Source organism: Azospirillum himalayense (assembly GCF_042657465.1).
GTDB lineage: Bacteria > Pseudomonadota > Alphaproteobacteria > Azospirillales > Azospirillaceae > Azospirillum > Azospirillum himalayense.
The window spans coordinates 1-686 of record NZ_JBHSLC010000076.1; the positions used below are offsets into that span (position 1 = coordinate 1).

General features: G+C 48.8%; 1 protein-coding gene. It reads left to right on the forward strand.

Annotated features, from left to right (window positions below; all coding sequences use genetic code 11):
- A partial coding sequence (locus ACFPMG_RS23890; RefSeq protein WP_376997717.1) for a M10 family metallopeptidase occupies positions 1 to 686 on the forward strand: 686 nt, incomplete at both ends.

The following is a 686-nucleotide window of genomic DNA, read 5'->3' on the forward strand; positions in this document are numbered from 1 at the left end:
CTAAGTACTTCACAGATTGCTCTCGCTGAAAATGCTCTTCATGCTTGGAGTAATGTAGCTAACATAAATTTTAGCAAGGTTTCCGATAGCCAAAGCAATGTTGGCGACATCCGCATTGCCTTTACATGGTCGAATCTGACCCCCGGCGAGGCTGCGCACGCGTATCACCCAGCCGACGCGGCAATCGCTGGTGATATTTGGTTGAATGCAAACGTGAACGCCAATTATTCGCCAAGCATCGGTACTTACGGGTACCTTACGCTGCTTCACGAAATTGGACATGCGATTGGACTAAAACATCCTTTTGAGACGGGATCCAACGGCGTTTTGCTGCCCAAAAGTCTGGATAATAGAACAAACACCGTGATGAGTTACACGGATAACGCATTGATGTCTGGCTTCGGTGTCCCCTATCCGACCACTCCCATGCCTCTCGATATTGCCTCAGCACAGTATCTGTACGGTGCCAACTACTCTTACAGAAATGGAAACGATACATATTCCTACAGTGGTAGCCAATATCATGAAACCATATGGGACGGTGGCGGCAGTGACAGAATTGTTTACACAGGTTTCGACAGCTGCACCATCAACCTGGAGCCGGGATCGGCCAGTGTATTTGGCTCATCCGGAAGCGCAAAGCCCAGCGTTTATATTGCGTATAACTGCATTATCGAAGGCGCCAC